The organism is Acinetobacter equi, assembly GCF_001307195.1.
In the GTDB taxonomy this organism is placed as follows: Bacteria; Pseudomonadota; Gammaproteobacteria; order Pseudomonadales; family Moraxellaceae; genus Acinetobacter; species Acinetobacter equi.
Map to the genome: position 1 here is coordinate 492,432 of NZ_CP012808.1, position 23,913 is coordinate 516,344.

At 37.5% G+C, this 23,913-nt stretch carries 28 protein-coding genes and 1 pseudogene; 9 read left to right on the forward strand and 20 right to left on the reverse strand.

Annotation, left to right across the window (positions count from 1 at the left end; genetic code table 11):
* The 13 genes and pseudogenes from rplN to AOY20_RS02365 all read right to left on the reverse strand — a co-directional run bounded on the left by rplN (window position 1) and on the right by AOY20_RS02365 (window position 6,498).
* Window positions 1–369 (reverse strand): 50S ribosomal protein L14, encoded by a 369-nt coding sequence (gene rplN, locus AOY20_RS02305; RefSeq protein WP_001982634.1) that lies wholly within the window; start codon window positions 367–369, stop codon window positions 1–3.
* Window positions 370–461: 92 nt separating this feature from the next.
* Window positions 462–719 carry a 30S ribosomal protein S17 gene (gene rpsQ, locus AOY20_RS02310; protein ID WP_054580373.1) on the reverse strand — a complete coding sequence of 86 codons (258 nt, stop codon included), beginning with the start codon at window positions 717–719 and terminating at the stop codon, window positions 462–464.
* On the reverse strand, window positions 716–913 hold the full coding sequence (gene rpmC, locus AOY20_RS02315) for a 50S ribosomal protein L29 (protein WP_004650482.1): 198 nt from the start codon (window positions 911–913) through the stop codon (window positions 716–718). The genes rpsQ and rpmC overlap by 4 nt, the downstream gene beginning before the upstream one ends.
* Window positions 913–1,326: a 50S ribosomal protein L16 gene (rplP, locus tag AOY20_RS02320; RefSeq protein ID WP_054580374.1), complete on the reverse strand. Its 414-nt coding sequence runs from the start codon at window positions 1,324–1,326 to the stop codon at window positions 913–915. The genes rpmC and rplP overlap by 1 nt, the downstream gene beginning before the upstream one ends.
* Window positions 1,266–2,082, reverse strand: a pseudogene (rpsC, locus tag AOY20_RS02325) (30S ribosomal protein S3). Before rpsC ends, rplP begins: the two are co-directional and overlap by 61 nt.
* Before the next feature lies 1 nt (window position 2,083).
* Complete coding sequence (gene rplV, locus AOY20_RS02330; protein WP_001982638.1) at window positions 2,084–2,413, reverse strand: 50S ribosomal protein L22; 330 nt, start codon at window positions 2,411–2,413, stop codon at window positions 2,084–2,086.
* 9 nt (window positions 2,414–2,422) lie between these two features.
* Window positions 2,423–2,698 (reverse strand): 30S ribosomal protein S19, encoded by a 276-nt coding sequence (rpsS, locus tag AOY20_RS02335; RefSeq protein WP_004281508.1) that lies wholly within the window; start codon window positions 2,696–2,698, stop codon window positions 2,423–2,425.
* Window positions 2,699–2,717: 19 nt separating this feature from the next.
* Complete coding sequence (rplB, locus tag AOY20_RS02340; protein WP_054580376.1) at window positions 2,718–3,542, reverse strand: 50S ribosomal protein L2; 825 nt, start codon at window positions 3,540–3,542, stop codon at window positions 2,718–2,720.
* 11 nt (window positions 3,543–3,553) lie between these two features.
* Window positions 3,554–3,874 carry a 50S ribosomal protein L23 gene (gene rplW / locus AOY20_RS02345; protein ID WP_054580377.1) on the reverse strand — a complete coding sequence of 107 codons (321 nt, stop codon included), beginning with the start codon at window positions 3,872–3,874 and terminating at the stop codon, window positions 3,554–3,556.
* Window positions 3,871–4,473, reverse strand: a complete 603-nt coding sequence (rplD, locus tag AOY20_RS02350) for a 50S ribosomal protein L4 (protein WP_035265093.1) — start codon at window positions 4,471–4,473, stop codon at window positions 3,871–3,873. The genes rplW and rplD overlap by 4 nt, the downstream gene beginning before the upstream one ends.
* Window positions 4,474–4,484: 11 nt before the next feature.
* Window positions 4,485–5,123, reverse strand: coding sequence for a 50S ribosomal protein L3 (gene rplC, locus AOY20_RS02355; protein ID WP_054580378.1), 639 nt, complete (start codon window positions 5,121–5,123; stop codon window positions 4,485–4,487).
* 60 nt (window positions 5,124–5,183) lie between these two features.
* Window positions 5,184–5,495, reverse strand: coding sequence for a 30S ribosomal protein S10 (gene rpsJ, locus AOY20_RS02360; protein WP_000070912.1), 312 nt, complete (start codon window positions 5,493–5,495; stop codon window positions 5,184–5,186).
* Window positions 5,496–5,760: 265 nt separating this feature from the next.
* Complete coding sequence (locus AOY20_RS02365) at window positions 5,761–6,498, reverse strand: type 1 glutamine amidotransferase (RefSeq protein WP_054580379.1); 738 nt, start codon at window positions 6,496–6,498, stop codon at window positions 5,761–5,763.
* Between the two features lie 159 nt (window positions 6,499–6,657).
* Between AOY20_RS02365 and AOY20_RS02370 the strand changes: the two genes are divergently transcribed.
* From AOY20_RS02370 to yihA, 5 genes are all read left to right on the forward strand, one after another.
* Window positions 6,658–7,845, forward strand: a complete 1,188-nt coding sequence (locus AOY20_RS02370) for a PLP-dependent transferase (protein ID WP_054580380.1) — start codon at window positions 6,658–6,660, stop codon at window positions 7,843–7,845.
* A gap of 31 nt (window positions 7,846–7,876) precedes the next feature.
* The gene (locus tag AOY20_RS02375) at window positions 7,877–9,394 is read left to right on the forward strand and encodes a helicase HerA-like domain-containing protein (protein WP_054580381.1); all 1,518 of its coding nucleotides are present in this window, start codon (window positions 7,877–7,879) and stop codon (window positions 9,392–9,394) included.
* Between the two features lie 148 nt (window positions 9,395–9,542).
* The gene (locus AOY20_RS02380; RefSeq protein ID WP_054580382.1) at window positions 9,543–10,304 is read left to right on the forward strand and encodes a globin domain-containing protein; all 762 of its coding nucleotides are present in this window, start codon (window positions 9,543–9,545) and stop codon (window positions 10,302–10,304) included.
* 104 nt (window positions 10,305–10,408) lie between these two features.
* The gene (locus AOY20_RS02385) at window positions 10,409–10,849 is read left to right on the forward strand and encodes an RrF2 family transcriptional regulator (RefSeq protein ID WP_054580383.1); all 441 of its coding nucleotides are present in this window, start codon (window positions 10,409–10,411) and stop codon (window positions 10,847–10,849) included.
* 82 nt (window positions 10,850–10,931) lie between these two features.
* Complete coding sequence (gene yihA, locus AOY20_RS02390; RefSeq protein ID WP_054580384.1) at window positions 10,932–11,789, forward strand: ribosome biogenesis GTP-binding protein YihA/YsxC; 858 nt, start codon at window positions 10,932–10,934, stop codon at window positions 11,787–11,789.
* A gap of 60 nt (window positions 11,790–11,849) precedes the next feature.
* On the opposite strand, the gene AOY20_RS02395 is transcribed toward yihA, so the two are convergent.
* Window positions 11,850–13,100: a dicarboxylate/amino acid:cation symporter gene (locus AOY20_RS02395; RefSeq protein WP_054580385.1), complete on the reverse strand. Its 1,251-nt coding sequence runs from the start codon at window positions 13,098–13,100 to the stop codon at window positions 11,850–11,852.
* 242 nt (window positions 13,101–13,342) lie between these two features.
* Window positions 13,343–14,215, reverse strand: a complete 873-nt coding sequence (locus AOY20_RS02400; RefSeq protein ID WP_054580386.1) for an acyl-CoA thioesterase — start codon at window positions 14,213–14,215, stop codon at window positions 13,343–13,345.
* Window positions 14,216–14,573: 358 nt separating this feature from the next.
* On the opposite strand from AOY20_RS02400, the gene plsB reads away from it, so the two are divergent.
* Window positions 14,574–17,138, forward strand: a complete 2,565-nt coding sequence (plsB, locus tag AOY20_RS02405; RefSeq protein WP_054580387.1) for a glycerol-3-phosphate 1-O-acyltransferase PlsB — start codon at window positions 14,574–14,576, stop codon at window positions 17,136–17,138.
* Window positions 17,139–17,226: 88 nt separating this feature from the next.
* Here the strand turns inward: plsB and AOY20_RS02410 are convergent, their stop codons facing one another.
* Window positions 17,227–18,027 (reverse strand): NAD-dependent epimerase/dehydratase family protein, encoded by an 801-nt coding sequence (locus tag AOY20_RS02410; protein WP_054582517.1) that lies wholly within the window; start codon window positions 18,025–18,027, stop codon window positions 17,227–17,229.
* A gap of 31 nt (window positions 18,028–18,058) precedes the next feature.
* Between AOY20_RS02410 and recG the strand changes: the two genes are divergently transcribed.
* Together recG and AOY20_RS02420 are read left to right on the forward strand one after the other, a co-directional pair.
* Window positions 18,059–20,104, forward strand: coding sequence for an ATP-dependent DNA helicase RecG (gene recG, locus AOY20_RS02415; RefSeq protein WP_054580388.1), 2,046 nt, complete (start codon window positions 18,059–18,061; stop codon window positions 20,102–20,104).
* Window positions 20,091–20,723 (forward strand): ComF family protein, encoded by a 633-nt coding sequence (locus tag AOY20_RS02420; RefSeq protein ID WP_054580389.1) that lies wholly within the window; start codon window positions 20,091–20,093, stop codon window positions 20,721–20,723. Before recG ends, AOY20_RS02420 begins: the two co-directional genes overlap by 14 nt.
* Here the strand turns inward: AOY20_RS02420 and AOY20_RS02425 are convergent.
* Complete coding sequence (locus AOY20_RS02425) at window positions 20,720–21,130, reverse strand: NUDIX hydrolase (protein ID WP_054580390.1); 411 nt, start codon at window positions 21,128–21,130, stop codon at window positions 20,720–20,722. The genes AOY20_RS02420 and AOY20_RS02425 overlap by 4 nt on opposite strands.
* Before the next feature lie 2 nt (window positions 21,131–21,132).
* Window positions 21,133–21,726 (reverse strand): LOG family protein, encoded by a 594-nt coding sequence (locus AOY20_RS02430; RefSeq protein ID WP_054580391.1) that lies wholly within the window; start codon window positions 21,724–21,726, stop codon window positions 21,133–21,135.
* A gap of 153 nt (window positions 21,727–21,879) precedes the next feature.
* On the opposite strand from AOY20_RS02430, the gene AOY20_RS02435 reads away from it, so the two are divergent.
* Window positions 21,880–22,893 (forward strand): magnesium and cobalt transport protein CorA, encoded by a 1,014-nt coding sequence (locus tag AOY20_RS02435; RefSeq protein WP_054580392.1) that lies wholly within the window; start codon window positions 21,880–21,882, stop codon window positions 22,891–22,893.
* Between the two features lie 71 nt (window positions 22,894–22,964).
* Here the strand turns inward: AOY20_RS02435 and AOY20_RS02440 are convergent, their stop codons facing one another.
* Both AOY20_RS02440 and AOY20_RS02445 read right to left on the reverse strand, forming a co-directional pair.
* Window positions 22,965–23,255: an STAS domain-containing protein gene (locus AOY20_RS02440; protein ID WP_054580393.1), complete on the reverse strand. Its 291-nt coding sequence runs from the start codon at window positions 23,253–23,255 to the stop codon at window positions 22,965–22,967.
* A 12-nt stretch (window positions 23,256–23,267) separates the two neighbouring features.
* Entirely contained in the window at window positions 23,268–23,900 is a 633-nt protein-coding gene (locus AOY20_RS02445) for an MlaC/ttg2D family ABC transporter substrate-binding protein (protein WP_054580394.1), read from the reverse strand.
* Window positions 23,901–23,913 lie beyond the last annotated feature (13 nt).

A 23,913-nucleotide genomic window follows, 5' to 3' on the forward strand; every position in this document is an offset into this window, starting at 1 on the left:
TTATAGAACTTCAGGAGCCAATGAAATAATTTTCATGAACTGTTCAGTACGAAGTTCACGAGTCACTGGTCCGAAAATACGAGTTGCAATCGGCGCTTTGTTGTTGTTTAAAATAACAGCAGCGTTATCGTCGAAACGAATCACTGAGCCGTCTGGACGACGGATGCCGAATTTTGTACGAACAACTACTGCATTCATCACGTCACCTTTTTTAACACGTGCGCGTGGAATTGCTTCTTTTACAGTAACTTTAATAATGTCGCCAACAGAAGCATAACGACGATGCGAGCCACCAAGTACTTTAATACATTGTACGCGGCGAGCACCACTGTTGTCTGCTACGTCGAGCATAGTTTCGGTCTGAATCATTGCCCTACTCCAAAACCTAGCATCACCGGTCGCAAATTCGAAAGGCTCAAAGAGTACTCGAATTTAACCGATGATGCAACAAAAACGTTTAATTACTCAGCAGCTGCTTCAACAACTTCAACTAGAGTCCAAGACTTAGTTTTAGAAATTGGGCGGCTTTCTTTGATTGTTACAACATCGCCTAATTTAGCTGTGTTGTTTTCATCATGAGCATGTAATTTTGTTGAACGGCGGATTGATTTGCCATACAACGGGTGTTGAACACGGCGTTCGATAAGTACAACAATAGACTTGTCCATTTTGTCGCTTACTACTTTGCCTGTTAACGTGCGGACTGTATTTTCACTCATTGTCCGTTCCCCTGTTTTTCGGTAAGGAGGGTCTTAATACGAGCAATTGTCTTACGAGTAAGCGCAACTTCATGCGATTTACCCAACTGACCAGTTGCTTTTGCCATACGAAGACGGAATTGGTTAAGCTGTTGCTCATCAAGCAAAGCTGTCAACTCTTCTACCGACTTTTCACGTAGATCTTTAGTTTTCATTACATTACCGTCCGAGTCACGATAGTGGTTTTAAACGGAAGCTTAGCGGCAGCAAGCGTAAATGCTTCGCGAGCTAATTCTTCGTTTACACCTTCCATTTCGTACAAGATCTTACCAGGCTTGATTACACAAACCCAATATTCCACTGAACCTTTACCTTTACCCATACGAACTTCTAATGGTTTTTCAGTAATTGGCTTGTCTGGGAATACGCGGATAAAGATCTTACCACCACGTTTAACACGACGGCTGATTGTACGACGAGCAGCTTCGATTTGACGAGCAGTCATATGACCACGCTCAACAGATTTAAGCGCAATAGTACCAAAAGATACTGTGCTACCGCGATGTGCTAGACCAGTGTTACGGCCTTTGTGCACTTTACGGAATTTAGTACGTTTAGGTTGCAACATGGATTATTCTCCTTTTTCAGCAGAACGATCATTGCGACGACCACGGCGCTCTTGACCTTCACCACGACCACGACCACGTTTAGCTGGACGCTCTTCAGCAGGAGCAGGGTTCATGACTTGTTTCATGCCACCTAAGATCTCACCACGGAAAATCCAAACTTTAACACCAATCGTACCGTAAGTAGTTTCAGCACGCATAGTAGCGTAGTCGATGTCTGCACGAAGAGTATGCAAAGGCACACGACCTTCACGATACCACTCAGTACGAGCAATCTCTGCACCGCCTAAACGACCAGAAACTTCAACTTTGATACCTTTAGCACCAGCACGCATAGAGTTCTGTACAGCACGTTTCATTGCACGACGGAACATTACACGTTTTTCTAATTGAGAAGCAATTGCTTCAGCAACTAAACGAGCGTCTAAATCTGGACGATCAATTTCATTGATGCTTACTTGCGCTGGAACACCCATAATGTTGGTAAGTTCGCGCTGTAATTTCTCAATGTCTTCGCCTTTTTTACCGATAACGATACCAGGACGAGCAGTGCTAATTGTTACTTTAGCAGCACCTGTAGGACGTTCGATAAGAATATTACTAATCATTGCATTCTTAAGTTTTTTAGTTAAAAACTCACGAACTTGCAAATCTTTAAGCAAGTATTCAGCGTATTGTTTCGGACTCGCATACCAGTTAGCGTTATGACGTTTCACAACACCTAGGCGGATACCGATTGGATGAACCTTCTGACCCATATCAAACCCCTACCTTAACGGTGATGTGACAAGTACGCTTAGTAATACGATCTGCACGGCCTTTAGCACGTGGCATAATACGTTTAAGGCTCATGCCTTCATCAACGTAGATCGTAGAAACTTTAAGATCGTCAACATCTAAACTGTTATTATGTTCAGCGTTTGCAATTGCAGATTCCAAAGCTTTTTTAACTAAAACTGCAGCTTTTTTGTTGCTGAAATTTAAGATATTTAAAGCATGCGCAACAGATTTGCCGCGGATTAGGTCTGCAACCAAACGTGCCTTTTGTGCCGAGATAGCGGCACCGCGTAATTTAGCAGTAACTTCCATCATAGCACCTTAACGTTTAGATTTCTTGTCAACACCGTGACCGCGGTAAGTACGAGTTGGTGCAAATTCACCAAGCTTGTGACCAACCATGTGTTCAGAAACGATCACAGGTACGTGGTTACGGCCATTGTGTACAGAAATTGTTAAACCAACAAAATCCGGGAGGATCATCGAACGACGCGACCAAGTTTTGATCGGCTTACGGTTATTAGCCGCGATAGCCGCTTCAACCTTAGCGAACAAGTGCGCATCGACGAATGGGCCTTTTTTCAGAGAACGAGGCATTGTCAGATTCCTTTACTTGTTACTTAACGCGACGGTCGCGAATAATCATCTTAGTCGTACGCTTGTTGGTACGTGTCTTGTACCCTTTAGCTTTTTGACCCCATGGGCTTACAGGTTGAATACCTTTGTTACGCCCTTCACCACCACCATGTGGATGGTCAACTGGGTTCATCGCCATACCACGTACGGTAGGACGAACACCACGCCAGCGTGAAGCACCAGCTTTACCCAACGAACGTAGGTTGCTTTCTGAGTTAGAAACTTCACCCAAAACTGCGCGACATTCAACATGCACTTTACGCATTTCGCCTGAACGCAGACGAATAATTGCGTAAGAACCGTCACGACCCAACAATTGAGCAGAAGTACCAGCTGAACGTACTAATTGTGCGCCTTTACCGATTTTAAGCTCGATGTTGTGAAGAGTAGAACCGATTGGCACATTACGAAGTGGTAAGCAGTTACCTGGACGAATTGGAGCATCGTTACCAGATTGTACTTTATCACCAGCACGAAGGCCTTTAGGCGCAATAATATAACGACGCTCACCGTCAGCATACAACACAAGTGCGATATGTGAAGTACGGTTAGGATCGTATTCAATACGCTCAACTACAGCTGGAATGCCATCTTTGTTACGTTTGAAGTCAACGATACGGTAGTGTTGCTTATGACCACCACCAACGTGACGAGTAGTAATGTGACCGTTATTATTACGACCACCAGTACGTTTTTTAGCTTCTACCAACGGTGCATAAGGCGCGCCTTTGTGAAGATGGTCATGAACCACTTTCTCTACAAAGCGACGTCCTGGAGACGTTGGCTTACATTTTTGAATCGGCATAAATTTCGTCCTTATTCCGCTGCGCTTTCAGCGGTATCGCCCAAGTCAGCCATTTCAACATCTTGGCCAGCTTTCAGGGTGACGTATGCTTTTTTAACATCAGAACGACGTCCTAATGTTTTACCAAAGCGCTTAGTCTTACCTTTAGTGATAGTCGTGTTAACTTTAACAACTTCTACACCAAATAATTGTTCAACAGCTTTTTTGATTTCAAGTTTATTTGCATTTAATGCAACTTTAAAAACTTGAACACCAGCAGTTTCACCTAAAACTTGTGCTTTTTCTGAGAAAACAGGTCCTTGCAGGACTTGATATAAACGTTCGTTGTTCATCCGAGTTCTACCTCAATTTTCTTAGCAGCAGCTACAGACATAACAACTTTGTCGAACGCGATCAAGCTAACAGGATCGATTGCAGCAGCATCAACAACATCCACATGTGGAAGGTTACGAGCAGCAAGATACAAGTTTTCATCAACAGCATCAGTAACGATCAATGCACGAGTAGCATTCAAGTCGTTAAGTTTTGCAAGCAATTCTTTAGTTTTTGGAGCTGCAACAGCAAACTCTTCAACTAAAACTAAGCGATCTTGACGAACAAGTTCAGCTAAGATGCATTGCATAGCACCGCGATACATTTTACGGTTTACTTTTTGAGACCAGTCTTGTGGACGAGCAGCAAAAGTTTTACCACCGCCAACCCAGATTGGGCTACGAATAGAACCAGCACGAGCGCGGCCAGTACCTTTTTGACGGAATGGTTTTTTACCACCACCAGATACGTCTGCACGTGATTTTTGAGCTTTAGAACCTTGACGACCACCAGCTAAATAAGCTGTAACAACTTGGTGTACAAGAGCTTCATTAAATTCACGACCGAACGCAACTTCTGATAATTCAACAGCAGAGCCGGAAACAGTATTTAAATTCACGTTATTTCCCCTCAGGCCTTGATCGTAGGACGAACAGTTACGTCACCACCAGTAGCGCCTGGAACCGCACCTTTAACAACTAGAACTGAACGTTCAGTGTCGATAGCAACGATTTCAAGACCTTGCGTAGTTACGCGTTCAGCACCTAAATGGCCAGCCATTTTTTTGCCTTTGAACACGCGACCAGGAGTCTGGTTTTGACCTGTAGAACCTAAAACACGGTGAGAAACAGAGTTACCATGAGTAGCGTCTTGAGTACGGAAGTTCCAACGTTTAACACCACCTTGGAAACCCTTACCTTTAGATGTACCAGTTACGTCAACAACTTGACCCACTTGGAACAAATCTACAGTTAGCGTAGCGCCAACTTCACGACCTTCAAGATCAGCTTCTGTAACACGGAATTCTTGAACTAAACGACCAGCAGCAACACCCGCTTTAGCGAAGTGACCTTTCTGAGCGTTAGTTACGCGAGATTCGCGACGTTCACCAGTAGTGATTTGAATCGCTTGATAACCATCAGTTTCAAGCGTTTTGATTTGTGTGATGCGGTTAGGATCAACCTCAATCACTGTTACAGGCACAGAAACACCAGCATCTGTAAAGATACGTGTCATACCGCACTTGCGACCGACTAAACCAATAGCCATGTGCATAAACCTCTAAAAAAGCGGCCTAATTAACTTAGAGTGTTAATTAACCCGAAAGCCTTAACCCAATGCGATCTGAACATCAACACCAGCTGCAAGATCTAATTTCATCAACGCATCTACAGTTTTGTCTGTAGGTTGAACGATATCGATCAAACGTTTATAAGTGCGGATCTCGTATTGGTCACGCGCATCTTTGTTAACGTGTGGTGATGTTAAAACGTTAAAACGTTCGATGCGAGTTGGCATCGGGATTGGACCACAAACCTGTGCGCCAGTACGTTTTGCTGTTTCTACGATCTCTTGAGCAGATTGATCAATTAAACGGTGATCAAAAGACTTAAGACGGATACGAATTCTCTGGTTAGACATACCAGTTAACTCCAAGCCAAATATATAAAGAATCACCCTTGACGCATCTCACCCCACTTAATAAGGCAAGTGTCAAGAGCAGTGAATTATCACTAAGGTCGTGATCGATGCCACGACTGTAACGATGTTAACTACTTTCTTCGCAGTTAACCCCTTCATTAAAGGGTCTCCCATTATAACTATTGTTTAATGCATAAGCAAACCTATTTTACCCTTTTTATCTCTTTTTTCGCCTATTTCACTGTTTACAGAATAAACAGAAAAGTCATGATACCGTTTGGTTTAAAACATAATCAATTGCCTGATTTAAAATTTGGTTACCCTGCATAAAATATTGTTTTTTAGAATTTTTTAAAGACTCTGGTGATTGAACACACTCACCTGAAAATACAGCCAACTCATCATCATTTTCTAAAAACAAATTCAATACATCAGGTGTAATCTCAGGATGAAATTGAAAACCGAGCACATTCCTTCCTATTTGATACATTTGGTTACGACATACATCATTTTCAGCCAAATGAATTGCCCCTTTAGGAATTTCAAATGTTTCACTATGCCATTGCATGACATTAAATTCATATGGCAACTCAAAACAACCTTTTGGCACATGTTTAATTTTTCGTATAGTTGTCCAACCCAATTCCTGCTGAGGATTTCGACTAACTGCAGCACCTAGTGCATTTGCAATAAGCTGCCCCCCTAAACAAAGACCTATAGCAGGCCTACCTAATGCTAAATACCGTCTTAACCATCTTTTTTCAATTTTTAACCATGGAAAATTCACTTCATCATTAACACTCATTGTCCCCCCCATTATGATGAGTAAATCAACATCAGTAACATCAGGCAAAGCTTCCATATCTAATGACTGATCTACTGGCAAAGCAAAAAATTCCGTTGCTGTAATTTGCGCATTCATTTGTTTTAAATACTCATAACAACTTCCAAAACCTTCACCAGCAATATGCTGAAAATAATGCACTTTTAACTGCGACTTCATGCGCTCAAACCTATTTTTGTTGCTCTAACTTAGGTTTTGCAAAAATGAAGCCAACTTTATAAATTTATTATTTTTTTTACACACAGACATATTTTTTATACCAACTCTCTACGCTTTTCTCTTAAGCTACATTTATTTATCTATTTTATAGAGCTTAAAATGAAAAATTGCACTCAAACACAACTTATACATGCACCAAGAAAAGCACCTCAATATATTTCTACGGTTCAACCTCCTCTATTTCGTGCATCCACCATTATTTTTGAGAATACCAATGCACTATTTGATCGCCATTGGACAGATCCTTATGACTATAGTTATGGCACACATGGCACACCAACAACTTTCACATTAGGAGATAATATCGCTCAGATTGAAGGTGGTGATTTTTGCTTACTTGCACCAAGTGGATTATCAGCGATTAATCTAGTGAATTCATGCTTTTTAAAACATGGTGATGAGGTATGGGTTGCTGATAATATTTATGGTCCAAATATGGAGCACTTAAATAATTTACAAGATCGTTACGGCATTGAAGTTAAAGTTTACAATTCAATTGACATTAATACTTTTACACCAACTAAAAAAGCCTCGCTACTTTGGCTTGAAGCTGCTGGTTCAGTCACACTTGAATTTCCAAATCTAATTGCTTTAGTTAAAAAAGCGAAAGAACTTCAAATTTTAACTGTGCTTGATAATACCTGGGGAGCTGGGCTTGCATTTAATGCTTTTGACTTTAGTTCAGAGCACTTAAGTGTTGATATTACCGTTCATGCTTTAACTAAATATCCAAGTGGAGGTGGTGATATTTTAATGGGTTCTATTGTCACTAAAAACAAAGAATTTTATCACAAATTGTTCCGTATGCATGCAATTCAAGGTATTGCTGTTTCAGGAGATGACGTAGCACAAATTCAGCGTAGCTTATCATCCATGAAACTTCGCTATGAACATCAATCTAAAAGCACTTTAACACTACTCGAGTGGCTCAAAGAACAAAAAGAATTTGTTCAAGTCTTACATCCAGCAGACTCAGAAAGCGCAGGTCATAAATATTGGAAAGATATCTGCAAAGAAGGTCATAGTGCAGGACTTGTCAGCGTCATCTTTGATTCAAAATATTCTTTAAGTGATATCCGTAAGTTTTGTGATGCCTTAACACTCTTTAAACTTGGTTTTAGCTGGGGTGGTCCTGTCAGCTTAGTCATGCTATATAATTTAAAAGATATGCGTGTTTTAAATCACCCTCACTTAAAACAAGGTCTACTCGTCCGTTTCTGTATTGGGCTAGAAGAACCACAAGATTTAATAAATGATATTAAACATGCTTTAAAATTACTTGAGTAACAATAAATAGAACAAATAAGGAATATTCATTATGGGTACACCAATAATCATTGGAAAAAATTGCATCGATACGACACAAAATATTGTTTTGCACTCTCAATTTGCAAATCGGCATGGTTTAATTGCTGGAGCAACTGGTACAGGTAAAACTGTAACCTTAAAAGTTTTAGCAGAAAGCTTTTCTCGACTTGGTGTACCCGTTTTTCTTGCAGATGTCAAAGGTGATGTTTCCAGTCTCACAAAAGCAGGTGAAAATACTCCCAAATTTAATGAGCGACTAAAGTCTCTCAATATTGAGTCCATTCCTTTCAGCGCATTCCCCGTTGTATTTTGGGATTTATTTACTGAGCAAGGACATCCTATTCGAACAACCATTTCAGAAATCGGTCCGATTCTCCTCTCTCGAATTTTAAATTTGAATGATACTCAAGAAGGTGTTCTTTCCGCTGTATTTCGTATTGCAGATGACCAAGGCTTACTCTTACTTGATTTCAAAGATCTAAAAGCCATGCTAAGTTATATTAGTGAAAATACATCTCTGTTTACAAAAGATTATGGAAATTTATCACCAGCCAGCCTAGGTGCTATTCAACGTAATTTACTCGCTCTTGCCGATCAAGGTGGTGATTTATTTTTTGGAGAACCTGGATTAAATATTTTAGATTTTATCCAAACAGATTCAGATGGTCGTGGTGTAATTAATTTACTCGCTGCAGATAAACTAATGCACACTCCTAAGCTTTACGCCACTTTTTTACTTTGGATGCTTGCAGAACTTTTCGAACAACTTCCCGAAGTTGGTGACTTAGAAAAACCCAAGCTTGTCTTTTTCTTTGATGAAGCCCATTTACTTTTTAATAACACAAGCGCTGCCCTACAAGAAAAAATTGAACAAGTTGTTCGTTTAATTCGCTCAAAAGGTATTGGCATTTATTTTATCACTCAAAATCCACTCGACTTACCTGAAAATATTCTTGGTCAGTTAGGAAATCGTATTCAACATGCTTTACGTGCTTTCACTCCTAAAGATCAAAAAGCAGTTAAAGCGGCAGCAAATACTTTCAGAGTAAATCCCAACCTTAATATTGAACAAGTAATTACGGAACTTGCTGTAGGTGAAGCACTTATTAGCTGTTTAGATGAACAAGGTATACCTCAAATTGTGGAGCGTGCTTGGATTATACCTCCCCACTCTTCCTTTAACCCATTAACCATAGAAGAACGACAGTACATCATCCACAAAAGCATCATTTATGGTATTTATGAGCAAAATATTGATCGTGAAAGCGCTTTTGAAAAACTACAAATTAAAATTACAGAACAACAACAGCAATTAGAAAAAATTGAGCAAGATAAGCAACATTCAAAAGAATATGAGAGACTTGCTAAAGCACAACAAAAAGAAGCTGAGCGTATAGCAAAACATAAAGAAAAACTCACACAAGACATTGCAGGTACTTTTGCCAAAAGTGTCGCTCGCAGCTTAGGAGGAAGAACAGGACAAAAACTTGTTCGTGGCTTACTTGGCTCCTTATTTGGTAAAAAATAGTTTATCCAATTACATTTCATATTATTATGGGATTTTTAACAATCCCCTACTTTTTATAGGCTTTATGTAAATGTTGTATTGCTAATATATTTTTAAAGATGTATTTTAAATACATCTTTAAAAATATAACCAACTTAAAGGCCTATTCATGTCTCCTGATTACATCCAACTTGTTAAATCAACAGTTCCAGTATTACGTGAAAATGGTGTTGCATTAACATCTTATTTCTATAAAAGAATGCTAAATAATCACCCTGAATTAAAAAATACATTTAACCTTGATCATCAAAGTACTGGTCGCCAGCCTCGTGCTCTTGCAGCAGCTGTCTTAGCTTATGCAGAACATATTGATAACCCAAGTGTTCTTGCCAAAGCAGTAGAACGCATGACAACAAAGCATGTAAGTTTAAATATTCAGCCAGAACAATATGAAATTGTTGGAACAAATTTACTTCATTCAATTAGTGAGGTTCTTGATGTACCAATGGACTCAGATTTAATTGCTGCATGGAAAGAAGCTTATACTCAATTAGCAGACTTACTGATTAGTGTAGAAAAATCAAAATATGATTCTCTTACTAGTAAAGATGGTGGCTGGGCTGGATGGAGAAACTTCACTATTGCAGCTATTCAAGATATTGAAGCAGGCAAACGTTTTATCTTAAATTCACAAAATAATCAGGCTACAGTAGCTGCTGAAAATGATGAATATATTTCTGTACGCGTTAAAGTTCCAAATCAAGATTTAAAACAACCTCAACAATTTACTGTTGCTGAAAGTAAACCAATGCAATATGAAATTGATGTAAAAGCAGAAGAACATCCAACTGAATTTTCTGTGCAAAATATTTTAATTAATCACTATAAAGTTGGTGATATTGTTGAAGTATCTGCACCAATTAAAATCTAACACATTCCCTTCTTTGAATATTCTTATCTAAAAAATGGCATTGAAAGCACTATAGTAAGGGCTTTCAATGCTAATATATCAATATCGCATTTCATCTCAAACATATGCAACTCAATAAATTTACTGATTATGCATTACGTATTTTAATGTATGTCGCACAGCCAAAAGCCGAGCTATATACCATTGCGGAATTATCGCAACAATTACAAGTGTCTGAAAATCATGCAATGAAAATTGTACATTTCATGGCAAAACAAGATTGGTTGATTACCACACGAGGTAAAGGCGGTGGGATCCGACTTAGTAATAAAACACTCGAACTTAAATTAGGTTATATTGTTCGCGTATTACAAAAAGAACTTCAAATCGTTGAATGTAATAAACCACCTTGTATTTTAAGAACAAATTGCGGTTTAAAAGGTATTTTAAATCAAGCACTAGAACAATTTTATAAACACCTAGACCAATACACATTGGGCGGAATTTTAAAAACATCAAATCCTACACATCCTTCCTCATCTTTAATTGATCTCATTAATCTTTAAATATCTTTTACGATCAATATTCGCTTGCTTAGACGACTTCATCTATAATAGACATTTGTAGAACATGAATTGAAGTTAAGTTATGCATCCAAACAGAGGCAAATCAAAAAACAGTAAAGCAGCCAATGCGCCTAAGCAAAAGATTTCCTATGAAAAAAAGGTTGATCCTGCCATTACTGAATACTCTGTTCGCGCATTAAATTGGTTGCGTAAAGCAGAGTTCTTAATGAGCGCACCAAAGCTCAACTTATGTGTTGAAGACACAGGTTATGAGGTTGCTTTTGCCGGTCGTTCTAATGCAGGTAAATCAAGTGCAATTAATGCTTTAACAAATCAAAAGCAACTTGCGCGTGCATCTAAAAAGCCCGGTCGAACCCAAATGATCAACTTCTTTAGCCTAGGAAATCCTGACCAGCGCCTTGTCGATTTACCAGGTTATGGCTATGCTGCTGTACCTGAAGCAATGAAAATTGTTTGGCAAAAAGAACTTGAAAATTACCTAATTCATCGTGAAAGCTTACAAGGCTTAGTTCTACTGATGGACATTCGCCATCCATTACAACACTTTGATGTCATGATGTTAGAATGGGCTTATTCACGTAAATTATTTGTACATGTTTTATTAACAAAATCCGATAAGCTAAATCGTGGTCCAGCTTCAAAAGCATTGCAAGAAGTGAAAGCACAATTGAAGAAAATGAAACTTCAATTTTCTATTCAATTATTCTCTTCACTCAATAAACAAGGATTAGAAGAGCTTGCAAGTGTAATGGCAGGTCGCTTGAACTTTACGTTAGAGCAAGCTGATACCATGAATATTAGTTCTGAAAACTTACTTGAAGGTATTGATTTAGATAGCATTGAGTTAGCAAATGACGAAGATATTGAAGATGATATTTCTTCAATTGTTACAGATGAAGCAGAACTTCCTAAAGAGTAATTTTTTCATCTTAAAATTAAAAAAGCAGGGAATTCCCTGCTTTTTTATAATTTAACCTTATTATGCTGTGGCATCAAATACATCATCTTTTTCTTGTGTATGACGATCAACAACAACACTAATCATCATATCTCCTTGAACATTCACCACCGTACGTACAGTATCCAATAAACGATCAATCGGTAGTAAAATTGCAATTGCTTCAGCAGGTAAACCAACAGATTGTAATACCATAATCATGGTGACCATCCCTGCACTTGGAATACCTGGTGCACCCAATGAAGCAATCATTGCTGTTAAACACACAATCAATTGTTGACCAATGGTTAAATCTAGCCCCATTAAATTCGCAACAAATAATGCAGCAGCTGCCTCATATAAAGCTGTTCCATCCATATTTAATTGTGTTCCAAGTGGAATCACAAAACCTGCTGTTTGAGGACGTACACCTAGATTTTCTTGAGCACATTTCATAGACAGAGGCATTGTTGCTGAACTTGAACTGGTTGCAAAAGCAGTAATAAGTGCAGTTCGTGTCCCTTTAAAGAAGGTAATTGGATCCATACGTCCAAAAATCCACAACAATAAAGGCAATACCACTAGACCATGAAATATCGTTGTACCTGTTACAACCGCAGCAAATTCTGCCAAACGGCTAAGTACAGAAATATCTTCTGTCGAAACTAATTTAGCCAATAAAGCAAAAATACCCAATGGAGCTAGCTTCATCACCCAGCCAATCATCAACATCATAATGTCAAAAAACTGTTGGCTAAGTTGCTTCACTGTTTTGAATTTTTCACCACCTTTCACCAATGCCACACCAACCAAAAGCGCAAATACAACAACGGCTAACACATTCCCTTCTGCAAAAGCTTTAAAAGGATTGATTAAAGTATTTTGAATAAAATTGGTAAAAAATGAGGATGGCGTCAAGGTATCAGGAGACTGATAATTACTCATTGTTTCTTGAAACATCACAATATCTACGCCTTTTCCGACGTTAAAGATATGTGCACATGCCAATCCTAATATTAAAGCCAATGTCGTTGTTGTTACACAGCATGCCAGTGTAATTTTCCACACTCGATTTAGCTGCCCAGAAGCTTGTAAATTTGAAACACCAACAACAATAGAGCTAAAAATTAAGGGGATGAGCAGCATTTTCAGCAACCCAATAAAAATACTACTTGCAATATTCAACCCATAAAGACTGGCACTAAAAAATGCGGTTTCTGGGTAAATATTGAGAATTAAACCAAAAATCACCCCCAAGATGGCGGCAATTAAAATTTGAGTATTTAAGCTCATTTTTAAATTTCTTTTATATCCTTTTCATTCAGCCAATATGCCATGAGGCACAGCGAGAATCGAGTAATATTTTTTCATATTCTTATTTCATAATCTAAACGTTATTTATGTTTATTTTAATTCTTATAAAACATTCTAAATGTATTCATAAAATCTACACCCCCCTCTTTTAAAGACATAAAAAATCCCTCAAACTTGATAGAGGGATTTTTTATTAAAATGAAAAACTTAAGTACTTGGTATTAAGGCGTCTCTATTTCTCTTAAACGCATTAAGCCTTCTTGTACTGTGCTACAAACAAGTTCACCATTTTGCCACATACGACCAAAATTCAAGCCTCGAGCACTTGTGCTCACCGTCGCATCCATGTCATACAACATATATTCATCAACACGGAAAGGCTTATGGAAATAAATAACATGATCCAAACTCGCACATTGTAAGTTCGGAGACATATAACTTAAACCATGTGGGCGAAGTGCTGTCGCCATTAATGTAAAGTCCGAATAAAATGCTGCAATTGATTGATGCAGCAAAATTTCATCTACATCACTTTCAATTTTGTCATGTGTTTTCACATAGTGTGCATACACAGGTGCTTCAGGTTGCGGCATAAAAGGATTTACTGGCATAACAGGTTTTATTTCAACCAAACGATCATGCATAAAACTTGCACGAACATTTTCTGGTACAAAATCGACCAGTTGTTTTTTTAATTCAGCTTCACTTTTCACATCTTCAGGTGCCGGATATTCTGGCTCCGTAACCTGATAATTCAAACCATCTTCTGGCTGTGTAAAAGATACCATTGCCATAAAAATTGTACGTCCATGCTGAATAGCACGAACTTGGCGGCTGATAAAACTTTTCCCATCACGAATACGATCAACTTCATAAATAATAGGTGCATTGGCATCACCACCAAATAAAAAGTACGCATGTAATGAATGTGCAGGACGATCGGTTGTATAAGATGCAGCTCTCAATGCTTGCCCTAATACCTGCCCACCAAAAACTCTTTTTCCAACGATCTTCTTACTTTGACCACGGAAAATATTTTCTTCTAGTTTTTCTAAACTAAGTAGCTCAACGAGTTCCTGAGTTAATGTATTCATGAGAAACCTATTTCAAACCAACACAACATTAAAAAAATACATTTCTTTCATCAAAATCAGTGTAACGAATTTCTATTTCAAATTAGAAAATTCAAAGGATGAATGAAAGAAATACAACACTAAATTTATTCAACTATTTTACTATTTTGCCATAAAACCAACTTGAACACTAAAGATATAACGCTAAAAAAAATTCGACGTTTTTGTATAATTCCTGATAAATTGAAGCCATTTCATATCAAGTTCTGCCATTATTTGTTAATTTTGTCAGAAAATGACATATTCCTTTTGCTTAGTTTTCTACAAAATACTATGCTTTTTTTCTTTTCATATTTGCAAACACAACGTAGGAGTTGTTATGTCCAAGAGTGGTTTTGGTCAAATGTATCGTAAGCTTTCAGGTAAGCTACTTGACCTTGTTGTAAGCCCACAGGTTCTTGGTGAGATTCCTACCGAACTATCTTCCATACAAACAACGTCATCCGACAAGAAAAAAGTGGTTTGTTATGTTTTACAAAATCATTCTCGTAGTAATGCCTTAGTTGTTGATGGTGAAACGCGTAAACAAAAGCTTACACCTGCACTCAACCCAATGATAATTGGTGAGCATACTGAAAAAGTTTCCATTTTATTCTTACAACACAACCAAGAAAATAATGTCTTAAATAGAAGCTCTCAAACGCTACCACCACGCTTATTACGCTTAGTTGAACTATTAGAAAAAGATCCTGAACTTGATATTGAACTTGTACCTGTAACGGTACTTTGGGGACGCTCACCAGATAAAGAAGATTCCCTACTTAAATTATTACTTACAGACTCATGGTCAACACCAGGAACTGTTAAACAATTAGTGAATATTGGCTTACATGGTCGTCAAACGTATTTAGAATTCCATCCATCACAATCTTTACGTGATTTAATTCAATATGCAAAAACGACACATCCAAATCTTTCACCAGCAACTTATATCTTAACAACCCTCAATGATTATCTAGATAATCAACGTGAAATTGTTCTTGGACCAGATTTATCAGATCGCCGCAATGTCATGCATTCACTCATTAAAGCACCTGATGTTCAAGCAGCAATTCGCCATGAAAGTATTCGCAGTAAAGTTAGTATTGCTGAGGCAGAAAAACGTGCAATTAGCTGTTTAAATGAAATTGTTTCTGACTATTCTCATTCGACTGTACGCTTCGCATCACAAGCACTTACACGCTTATGGACTCAACTTTATGATGGTGTAGAAGTTCATAATTTCAGTACGGTACGTGAGCTTGCTAAAGATTATGAAATTATCTATACGCCTTGCCATCGTAGCCATATCGACTATTTATTGTTGTCTTATGTCATTTATCGTCGTGGTTTAATGGTGCCTTATATTGCTGCTGGCGATAATTTAAATATGCCTTTGGTTGGACAAATTCTTCGTGGTGGTGGCGCATTCTTTATTCGTCGTACATTTAGAGGAAATGCGTTATATACCACGGTATTTAAAGAATATTTATATAGCATTTTATCTCGTAATACACCTTTAGAATACTTTATTGAAGGTGGTCGCTCACGTACAGGTCGCCTTCTACCACCGAAAACAGGAATGCTCGCAATGACTGTACACAGTCATTTACGCGGACGAGCAAAACCAATTGTTTTCATTCCAACTTATATTGGTTATGAACGCTTAATGGAAGGTTCAACCTATGTCGGTGAGATGAATGGCAAGCCGAAAGAAGCTGAATCGGTTATGGGCATTCTTAAAACCTTACGTAAAATTGAGCGTATTTTCGGTAAAGTTCACGTCAATTTTGGTGAACCTGTATTTTTAGATGACATGCTAAAAAAACATGGTGCAGAAAATATTGAACTAAATAAAAATGATGACGCCATTCCAAATGAAGTCTCTGATGCAGTCAATAGCTCTGCAACAGCAATTTTAGAAAATATTAACCGTGCTGCGGTAATTAACCCTGTATCACTGTTATCTCTTGTACTTTTAGCAACACCAAAACATACATTAGATGAAGAGATATGCACAAAACAGCTCGATACTTATCGTAATCTATTAACCAAACTTCCTTATGACTCACGCACTCAAGTCACCCCATTATCTGGTAAGGAAATTATTGAATACGGTCTAAAACTCAAGCTTATTAAACGTGTACATCATGTTCTTGGCGATATTATTGCAATTGAAGATAGCCAAGCTGTTCTACTGACTTATTTCCGCAATAACATTTTACACGCCTTTATTCTTCCATCTTTGATTGCCGCATTGGTTAAACATAATGCTGTGATTTCACCTGAAGATATGCGTAATGTGATTACAACACTGTATCCATTCTTAAAAGCTGAGTTATTCCTAAAATGGACAGGCAAAGAATTAGATACATATATTGAGTCCTATACCCAAGCATTATTAGATGCAAACCTCATTGGTCTAGATCATGATGGTCACTTGGTATGCCCTGTTCCAAATAGTGAAGACCATAATCAGCTTTCTGTTCTAGCTGCCCCAGTTACTCAGAGTTTAGAACGCTACTACATGACTTTAGCCCTCATTACTCAGCGTGGTTCTGGAAATATTTCAACACGCCAAGTTGAAGAACTCAGTCACTTAGTGGGGCAACGTCTTTCTGTTTTATATGAATTCAATTCACCTGAATTCTTCGATAAAGCGCTATTCCAAAGCTTTATTAAAGTTCTTACACAGCAAGGCTATATCAGTACCAATGAAAACAACGCCATTGTATTTGATGAGCAATTTAGAAATGTTGCGCAATATGCAAATCTCGTTTTAGATGATGTCACTTTACAAATGTTACAGCACATCACCTCTTTTACAGATGATGAACTAAAAGAAGCGTTAGATGCACTTGCTGCACAAAAAGCAAAACATCGTTTAAAACGTAAGAAAAAATAATCTACTTTTCCATCCTTTAACTTTCGAGTTAAAGGATGGAAATATCTTTAAAAACAATTCTCAAAAGAACAAAGTATTCTATTTATATTTATTTTAATAATTTTAAATACTCATCAAAGCAATCTTGATGTTTCAACTGAAAACCACTTTTCAACATCCTTTGAGCCATAATTTTTTTACCTGATAATTGCTCCGCTTCCAAAACCAATTGCGGTAAATCCAATTTTTGCTGAAACCATTGAATAATTTTATGCAGAGGGATTGGCTTTGAATCACTACAAATATAAGTTTTTTCAAAATGTTCCACGTGAAGCACATGTACTAGGAAAGCAGCTAAATCATCTATATGAATTCGATTAGACCAATGAATATTAGGATAGGTTAATGTCATATTCGCAAGTTTTTTCATTCGTTCAACAGAAGTTCCATAAATACCCGTAGGTCTTACAACAGAACATTGCTCAGGAAAAGCGTTCAAATATACATTTTCCATGGCATATAAAATTTCACCTTGCTCATCTATTGGCTGAATAAGCGATTCATCATTAATTATTTCACCTGAATTTTCGCCATATACACGTGTGGAAGAAACAACAATTATCTTTTTTATTGGATGATTTTTTAAGGCTTGAATAATCGGTTTTGTTGAAGCGAAATAAGTCTCACGATATGCATCTACGCCACGTTCACTTGGTGCCAATAAGATATAAACATAATCAATAGGTTTAACTTGCATTAAGTCCAGTTGATGAATATCTTGAATCAGATGATTCGCATATAAATCTGTTTTCGGACTTCTGCTAATTGTGGTAACTTGATAACCAAGCTCAAATAATTGTTTTGCAACACGTTGAGATGTTTTACCATAACCAATAAATAAAATATGCATTAAACACCAATCACAGATAAGTTGAGGGGACATGGCTGCAGTCCATCAATTGCAAGGCGTTGGCAATGCCGCTGCAACACTACTTGAAAAACTTCATATCTTTACAACAGATGATTTACTGTTTCATTTACCACGAGATTATGAAGATCGTAGCACGATCATTCCTATGAACCAATTGATTGTAGGACGTAGTTATTTACTCGAAGGTTTAGTCACAAGTGTCGACTTCCCTCCTGGCAAACGAAAATCAATGGCTGTTGGGTTAGAAGATGATTTCGGCAAAGTCACTTTACGCTTTTATCATATCTATAAAGGGATTACAGACCGTACAAAGCTAAATTCTCGCTTACGTATTTTTGGCGAAGTTCGAGTTGGTGCTCGTGGCTTAGAGTTATACCACCCTGAATTACAAGTGATTAGCGAGCACACACCTTTACCTAAAACCCAACTTACAGCAATTTATCCAAGTACAGAAGGTTTAACTCAACCTAAATTACGTGACTATATTAAACAGGCTCTAAATCAGTTTAGTCATGATCTCCCTGAACTTTTGCCTAAAAAATTTACCAATGGTTTTGCGCTAAAAGAAGCCCTGCAATACATTCACCACCCTCCTGTAAATGCAAATATGCTACAGCTTGCACAAGGTTCACATCCTGCACAGCAACGTTTAATTTTTGAAGAGCTTGTTGCCCATCAAGTTAGTTTGCTCACGCGACGTGCTTATATTCAAGAAATAGCAGCTCCTATTTTTAAACCAAGCCAAAAATATGCTTCTGCATTATTAACAAGTCTGCCTTTTCAAATGACAGGTGCTCAACAACGTGTCTCTCAAGAAATTGCAGATGACTTACAACAAGACAAACCCATGTTGCGCTTAGTACAAGGTGATGTTGGTGCAGGTAAAACCCTTGTTGCAGGTGTTGCAGCTTGTCATGCATTAGAAGAAGGTTGGCAGGTTGCATTAATGGCACCAACTGAAATTTTAGCTGAACAGCATTATCTTAATTTTAAAAAATGGTTTGAGCCTATGGGTCTGACTGTTTCATGGCTTTCAGGTAAACAAAAAGGTAAAGCACGTGCCTTCTCTGAACAGCAAATTAAAGATGGTTCTGCAAATCTCGTTATTGGAACACATGCTCTATTTCAAGATAATGTTGAATTTTCAAAATTAGGCTTAGTGATTATTGATGAACAGCACCGCTTTGGTGTAGACCAACGCCTTGCGTTACGTAATAAAGGTACAAATAACACCACACCTCATCAACTAGTGATGACTGCAACCCCTATTCCCCGAACATTAGCTATGTCTGCTTATGGTGATTTAGATACCTCTATTATTGATGAATTACCACCTGGTCGAACCCCCATTCAAACAGTAACAATTCCACTCGATCGACGTGAAGAAGTTTTACAACGTATTGCAACTAATTGTGCTGAAGGTAAGCAAGCATACTGGGTGTGTACACTTGTTGAAGAATCCGAAACACTTGATGCTCAAGCTGCTGAAGCGACATTCAATGAAATTAAAGAACGTTTTCCTGAACTTCGCATTGGCTTAGTACATGGCAAAATGAAAGCTGATGAAAAACAATCGGTCATGCAGCAATTCAAAGAAAATCAATTACAACTCCTAATTGCAACGACAGTAATTGAAGTTGGTGTTGATGTTCCAAATGCATCTATCATGGTGATTGAAAATGCTGAGCGTTTAGGATTATCTCAGCTCCATCAATTAAGAGGTCGTGTTGGACGTGGTGCAAAAGCCAGTTTCTGTGCATTACTCTATAAAAATCCATTATCACAAAATGGACAAGAACGTTTACGTATCATGCGTGAAACCAACGATGGTTTTATGATTGCTGAAAAAGATTTAGAAATTCGTGGTCCTGGTGAAATATTAGGAACAAAACAAACAGGTGATATGAATTTTCGTGTTGCAAAACTAGAACGCGATGACCATCTACTTAGCCAAGCTCATTATGTTGCACAGCAATTATTAAAAGAACATCCTAAAAATGCTGAAGCACTATTAAAACGATGGCTTCCAGAAGCTCCTCGGTATGCTTATGTTTAACTTATTTTCAAAATCAAAAAATTTAATAACTCCGATACTACGATGTCAACTCTGTAGCTTAGATTCCCAATACAAAGCCACAATTTGCAAAGATTGTTGGACTCAAATCCCTTGGGAAACTGAAAAAATCATTAAGCAAGAAGTTCCTATTTTTGTTGCTTGCCGATATGAATATCCAATTAATCGAATTATTCAAAAATTTAAATATGAACAACAACTTCATTTTCAGCACTTACTTGCAAATTTAATATTGCAATTACATCTGCCTAAAGTTCAAGCTATTGTTCCCATGCCTATTTCAGAAGAACGCTTAATTGAACGAGGATACAACCAAAGCTTAGAAGTCGCGAAAATTGTAGCAAAAATACTAAACATTCCGATTTGGCAGCCAATTCAACGAATGCATCAGCACTCTCAAAAAGGGCTAACACGCCTTGAACGAATTGAAAATATTCAAAGTCAATTTCAAATAAAAAAAGACTATAAGATTCGCTATAAAAGAGTATTGATTTTAGATGATGTTGTTACAACCGGAAGTTCTATTCTTGCCTTAATGCAAAGTTTAGAACAACTCGGTTGTCAAAAAATATTTGCCTGTGCAATTGCAAACGCAAATTAAACTGCTTCTATTTTTTCAATGAATTTTTTCTTCACCCACGGCATAACAACATCCTGAGTTAATGGTGCCAATTGTGTGACAGTATCATCTAAATCGACCCATTTCATTTCTGCAATTTCAGCATTAATTTGGGGTATTTGACTTAAACCAACCCAATACACATAACTCACCAATAAATGATTTGGCTCATTGGCAGCAGGAGTTTCAAAACGTCCAATAAAAGCATTAATTTTAGCATCACAGCCAATTTCTTCTTTAATTTCTCGTAGCATCGTTTGCTCAGGACTTTCATTTTCCTCAAGCTTTCCACCTACTTGCATAAAAGAAGCTGTGTTTTGCTTCCGAACTAATAACAATTGATTTTGATCATTTAAAATAATAGCAGCGGCAACAGTAATAATATTCACAATTAATTCTCTGTTTGTACTTTTTCAACCATTCCCCATTTAGGTTCTGGCGCAATAAAATGATCCATTTGATTCATCACTTTTTCAATAGAAGAATCATGAATTAAACTTTGCATAAATCTCGGATGAGTAAAACCTTTTTCTGTCGATTTTTCTAAAAATTTAATTAAATCATCATAAAAACCATCAACATTTAAAAAAGCACATGGTTTTAGATGAATACCCAATTGTGCCCAAGTCCACTGCTCAAAAATTTCTTCAAATGTTCCCACACCACCCGGAAGGGCAATAAAACCATCTGACAATTCAGACATCTTTAATTTTCTTTCCTGCATATTATTTACAATATGCAACTCTGTTAAATTAGGATGAGCAAATTCTTTATTTACTAAAATTTCAGGAATAACACCAACAACTTTCCCTCCTTCTTTCAAGGCATTATCTGCAATAACTCCCATCAACCCAGAACGACCACCACCATAGACCAATGTTTTACCTTGCTGGGCTATTGTCTTTCCTACATTTTGAGCAGTTTCTAAAAAAATTGAATCCGCCCCAAAAGCAGAACCACAAAATACAGCAATAGAATTTGTCATTTTTTCACCATGTTCTACAGATGTCATACAATATATATCGATTTTATTGGGTTTTTTTGGAAATATAGTGATTCCAACAGTGCTTTTAATCAGTTCCTTGTCTAAAATACACACATCACAATTAACCCATACTGCGCAAGGGAGAAAAGACTAATGCTTGAAGCCTTTTACGCCACAGAGCGCGGTAGCTTAGAAGATACTACCATTAATGGTGGCTTTGATTTACATCAAGATCTCGTTTGGATTGATTTAATTGCGCCATCCCAAGAAGAACAACAATGGGTATTTGATGCCTATAATCAAAATCTTCCAACGCTTAAATCTTTAGAAGACATCTCATCATCAGCTCGCTTTTATCGAGATGATGATGGAATTTTACATATTAGTACTTACTTTTTAACGAAAAATAAAAACTACCAAGTTGATGATGGTGAGCCTGAAGACAACTCGATTTTAGCAACAGTCCAAACTGTTGCATTTATTCTGCATAAAAATCGATTATTTACGATGCGCGGTGAAAAACTCGTTGCATTTCGTGCTTTTAGAGCTCGTGCACGTCGTAATGACTATGAAATTGACTATAAAGATCCAACATGGGTGCTATTAGGATTACTTGAAGCTAAACTTGATGAGCTTGCGGATATCTTAGAAGATATCCACAGAGATTTAGAAAAATACTCTACCGAAGTACTCAATAACCGTCATCGTGAACAAATATTAGATCTTGATGACATGATTACTCGACTTGCTCAATTAGAAGATATCCTAGGGAAAGCACAACTATGTTTAATTGACTTACGTCGAGTCCTGACCTTCCTCTCTCGTCCTCGTGCCTTAGGTAGTCATATTTACGATGCAGATATTCGAGAACTCAGTGAAGATGTCCGCTCTTTAGTTGAACATGATGCCTTTTTATTCCAAAAAGTCCGTTTCTTACTAGATACAACATCAGGGTTCATTAATACCGAACAGAACGATACGATTCGGCGATTCTCTATTTTACCCAGTATGCTTGCACCTCCTATGCTGATTGCCAGTATTTATGGCATGAACACAGATGTGCTCCCTTTCGCACATGGAACAACAAGCTTTATTATTGTTTGCACGATATTAGTCGCTTTCTTTATTGGACCAATGATTTACTTCCGTTGGAAAAAATGGATTTAATCAAATTTTTAAACACAAAAATACATTTTATTCAGCTATCCATAAAAAAGCACCTTTCGGTGCTTTTTTATTTAGGCAAGTAATTGTAAATCTTGCTCAAGATGACATGCCTGCATAATTTTCAGCATTTTCTCAGGAACAGCCTTAAATATTAATCCTTTCGCTTCTGGCGTTTGGCGAAGCAAACGAATAAATACCGCCAAAGCTAAAGTACTGCCATGTTCTAATTTAGATAAGTTCAGCACAATAGGGAAAGTAAGATGGCTATTTAAAGCAATTAGACCTTGCTGATAAAACTCTTCAGCATTGCCATAATCTATTTTCCCAGATACATGTAATTCTTGATCAATCAGCTCAATCACAATAAATCCCTATTATTTTTTCTGCGTTGCAGCATCTGCATCTGGTTTAAATGTTGCAATCGCCTTATCAATATTCCCGCCATTACGCTTTACGTTAGCAGCAAACTGATTACGGAACTGCAAACCTAAGTCAATACCAGACACATTCATGTTACGAACTTTCCATTGATTGCCTTTATCAACCAATTGGAATGAAACAGGAATTTTTTCACCATTATTATTAAAATCTAAAGTCACAACAGGGTTTTTGCTACCAGTGTCTTTATATGGACGTAGTGTATAAGTTTGGTTTGTAAATTTAGCAAATGCACTACCATAGTTTTCAATCAAACTTTCACGGAAGTTCTTTTCAAACTGAGCTCGCTGAGCAGCAGTACTATATTGATTCGTTGCATATGTCCCCATCACAATACGAGTAAATGCTTGTGAATCAATATACGGATCTAAATTTTTACGAACAATTTCACGAGCTGCAGAAGGATTTGCCTTCAATTTCGCTTGATTCGCTTTTAAGCTAGCAATTAAACCATCCGCAACATGCTTAACAAATACAGGAGGTGTTTCTGATGGTGCAGCAAAAGCAGTACCAGCAATCATTGTTGATAAGATACTTGCAGTCAATGTTTGTTTAAATAAAGTTTTCACTTCTTGCCTCAAT